3 protein-coding genes and 1 tRNA gene are annotated in these 3,517 nt (G+C 47.7%); 2 read left to right on the top strand and 2 right to left on the bottom strand.

Features of this window, described 5'->3' with window-relative positions:
• Positions 1 to 114: 114 nt before the first annotated feature.
• Positions 115 to 191: transfer RNA gene (locus tag HMPREF9439_RS05510), tRNA-Arg, on the bottom strand.
• 94 nt (positions 192 to 285) lie between these two features.
• Positions 286 to 1,050 carry a DUF4422 domain-containing protein gene (locus HMPREF9439_RS05505; RefSeq protein WP_008864070.1) on the bottom strand — a complete coding sequence of 255 codons (765 nt, stop codon included), beginning with the start codon at positions 1,048 to 1,050 and terminating at the stop codon, positions 286 to 288.
• Positions 1,051 to 1,253: 203 nt separating this feature from the next.
• Between HMPREF9439_RS05505 and HMPREF9439_RS05500 the strand changes: the two genes are divergently transcribed.
• Entirely contained in the window at positions 1,254 to 2,978 is a 1,725-nt protein-coding gene (locus HMPREF9439_RS05500; RefSeq protein WP_008812128.1) for an FAD-dependent oxidoreductase, read from the top strand.
• A gap of 49 nt (positions 2,979 to 3,027) precedes the next feature.
• Complete coding sequence (locus tag HMPREF9439_RS05495) at positions 3,028 to 3,372, top strand: cytochrome c3 family protein (RefSeq protein ID WP_008812129.1); 345 nt, start codon at positions 3,028 to 3,030, stop codon at positions 3,370 to 3,372.
• Positions 3,373 to 3,517 lie beyond the last annotated feature (145 nt).

Here is a 3,517-nt window from a genome sequence, read left to right as displayed (position 1 = left end):
TGCTAGATACCCTAACTTCTGCAATATTTCAGCGTTTTGCGAGAGTTTCTGGAGCAGAAATGAAAAAATCCCGCGACTGCGAGATTTTTTCATGACATATTCTTTTAATTTTGGTGGCGCGCCAGGCAGGAATCGAACCCACGACCCCCTGGTTCGTAGCCAGGTACTCTATCCAGCTGAGCTACTGGCGCAACCGAGGAAGCGAACTATAGCAAAATAAAATTTTCTGTGCAAGCTGGCCTGAGGAAAATTTTGATAATTTCACTGTTGAAAATTGTAAAAATCTTATCGCTTAATTCCTAACTTTCTGAGAATAAAGGAAGATCCTTTTTTGATCCAGTTGATTTTTTCTGTGAGAACAACTGGTTTCTCAATATAACTAATGTTGTTCGTGTTAAGCCAGACGTCTAAGAGGCGCTCGGATAAAAAGCCAAAAACCCGTGCATCATTGACAGAATAGGAAGAAATATCCAAACGCTTTTCTACTTCAAATAGAACGTCGAAGAGCCAATCACAATACTGATTGAAGAGGTCTCTTCTCATTACAAACATATTCAGTATGTGTGTTTTCTTACCGCTCATCAGTTTTTCAAAAGCAGGAAGATATTCGGAATGTTTCTCTGAAAGAACAGCTCTCAGCGTTTCGATGTCTTGACGGTGGTGGGCGTGAACATATTGAGATTCAACAGTTTCAATAAAGTAGTTTCGCTTCGGAGGCAGAATCACCGGACTTTCTTTCAGAAACTCAGTCCAATCGGAAAGAGAAAAGATATCTTTTAGCGGGTCAGAAGTTTTCTTGATCCCGAAGTAACGCCGGTAATGCGTCAGGCCGACGGCGGTGGCAGTTTCCGGCAAGTTGTGCCTAGCCCAGTAGAGGGCGGTCAACTCGCAGTAGTTTGGATTTTTTTGAGAAATGTTAACGCCTTCGCTGTCTCTCACTCCGCCGAGGTGAAGATCGGCTCGTTTTTGTGCGCCAACCTCGATTGGAAGATAAGGTTCTTTGTGGGGAAGGCGATAAGGCCGATGACAAGCTACAAGAATCTTTAACACTGTTATTTGGAGGAGAGGTCGAGGAGGAGAGTGTTGATTTCAATTCCATCAACACCCAGAAAAACTAAAAATTTTAAATCTCAGGGCCGTTTAATTCAATAGTAAGTCAACCGATGTAAGGAAAAAGGCCCAAATCTAGAATTTTTCTCAATGACGGTTAAGCCAATATCTGGCTCCAACCTCTAATCAAGGAGAATAAACATATGTCCAAATCTGTCGTAACATCTCGCCGTTCTTTTATTAAGGGCGCAGTAGCCGGTGCGGTTTCTGCCGGCGTTGCTCCCGTAATGGCAGCACCTGCCCCGCAGAACGGTCTTCCCGCTAAGTGGGACGGGGAAGCTGATGTTGTGATCGTCGGTTTCGGCGGCGCCGGTGCAACAACCGGTATCGTTGCAGCACAGAACGGTGCAAAAGTCATCATTCTGGAAAAGAATCCTCAGAATCATCACTACAGCAACACCCGTATGTCCGGCGGTATTTTCCACTGCCCGTTCAAAGACGGTGATCCGAAAGCCCTGAAGGATTATGCTCAGGCCATGTTCTCCGGCGAAAACATCGACTGGAAAGAAGAAGGTGAAATCCCGGAATATTCAGAAGGTTTGGCTCAGCTTTGGGCAGACCTTTCTCCGACAAACCTGGAATTCCTGCAGAGTCTGGACCCGGCTTTCATCGGCGGCAGCCAGCCCGGCTTCAATAAAGCATCTTTCCCGAACTTCCCGGGTGCCAAGGAATGCAAATACAACGCCTATCGTGCTACTTATCAAAAACGCATGAAGAACTTCAACCAGAAATCGGTTGACAGCCCGAAGGAAGAAACCAGTTCCGGCGAAGCTTTCTGGCGCTGCCTTGAAGAAGGCGTTAAGAAGCAGGGCGACAATATCAAGGTTTACTATGAAACACCTGCCAGCAGCCTCTTGAAGAATGCCAAAGGGGAAGTTGTCGGCGTCGTCGCTACTCAGAACGGCAAACCTGTTTATTTCCGCGGTAAGAAAGCGGTAGTTCTTTGCTCCGGCGGTTATGAATACAACAAACCGATGCGTCAGGCCTTCTTGGAAGGCCCGGGTGTAGACGGATGGGCTTTCTACGGTACGACCTCCAACACCGGCGACGGTATCGCTATGGGTATGGCTGCGGGAGCCGGTTTGCAGAAAGTCGGCAAGTCTGCTGCTCGCGTTATCGTTCCTGCCCAGACCCGTTACAACGGAATGCGCATCGGCTCCATCACTCCGGCTGTTGGTTCCGCCAACTCCATCGTGGTTGATAACTACGGCAACCGCTACGAAGCAGAGACCAAGGTTACAGATAATCCCAGCCGCTATTTCTTCTATAAGGCCGCTGTGACATTTGATATTTCTTCTCTGAGCTATCCGAGAACTCCGTCTTGGATGATCTTTGATGAAAAACTTCGTACAAGCAAACCGTTGGTCGGCCTCGGCATTTCTACAGTCGGTTATGGCTTTATCGATTGGGATGAAAAGAACGAAAAACCGATTGCTTCCGGCTTAATTCTTAAGGCAGACTCCATCGAAGAACTTGCCAATAAGATCAAACAGCATCCGGAAAACAAGGGCCGAATGGTTCCTGCCAATTTGGTTGAACAGGTTACTCGTTTCAATAAATTCTGCGATGACAAGAAAGACGCAGACTTCGGCCGCAGACCTGCTACATTAGGCAAGATCGAACAGGGTCCGTTCTACGCTATGCCGTTGGTTGCAGGCGGCCCGAATACCAAGGGCGGCTTGCTGGCAGACGCAGACAGACGAGTCCTTGCTTGGGACGGCACACCGATTCCTCGCCTTTACAGCGTCGGCGAAATTGCTTCCGCACTGAAGTTCGTTTACCAGGGCGGCGGAAACCTGACCGAATGCTTAGTCTACGGTCGTCATGTAGGTAAGAATGTCGCCGGTCTTCCCGATACGACACTTTAATAAATCCTGAATCGGCAGGGGCTTGTCCCCTGCCTCTTCGGAGATAACAATGAAAAAAGTATTGGTTTTACTTCTTCTTTCTTTTCTAGCCGGATCGACTGCTTTTGCTGCTGACGGCGGACCTTATCTCGCTGACAGACATGTTGCCAGAGGTATGAAGTGCGCAGATTGTCATACCCCAGACAACAAACTTAAAACCAGCGGCGATTTGGACGTTTGCGCCTCTTGTCACGGCGATTACCAAGCCATGATCAAAAAGACAGAAGGCAGATATGAGGTAAATCCTCACGGCCAGCATGAGGGAGCACTTCCTTGCTCTGAATGCCACAAAGGCCATAAACCGGGCGTGAACTACTGCGGCGGCTGCCACAACTTTGTATACAAAGTGCCTTAAACCGTTTTTCCTTCTCTAGTAACTTATCCCTCCTTGCTGCTCCGTCGGTCCTTAGATTGATGGGGCTCTTTTTATTTGGAAGAAGAAAAGTAATTCAGTCGGCTTGACAAGTTCAAAATAAGCATTCATAATTCGCCTCCGTTTT

The organism is Parasutterella excrementihominis YIT 11859 (genome assembly GCF_000205025.1).
In the GTDB taxonomy this organism is placed as follows: domain Bacteria; phylum Pseudomonadota; class Gammaproteobacteria; order Burkholderiales; family Burkholderiaceae_F; genus Parasutterella; species Parasutterella excrementihominis.
This window is presented reverse-complemented; position numbering and strand designations above follow the sequence as displayed.

What these genes read in the sequence shown, in the direction of transcription:
- HMPREF9439_RS05495 (WP_008812129.1), top strand. Translation starts at nt 3,028, where the DNA reads ATGAAAAAAGTATTGGTTTTACTTCTTCTTTCTTTTCTAGCCGGATCG.
- HMPREF9439_RS05500 (WP_008812128.1), top strand. Translation starts at nt 1,254, where the DNA reads ATGTCCAAATCTGTCGTAACATCTCGCCGTTCTTTTATTAAGGGCGCA.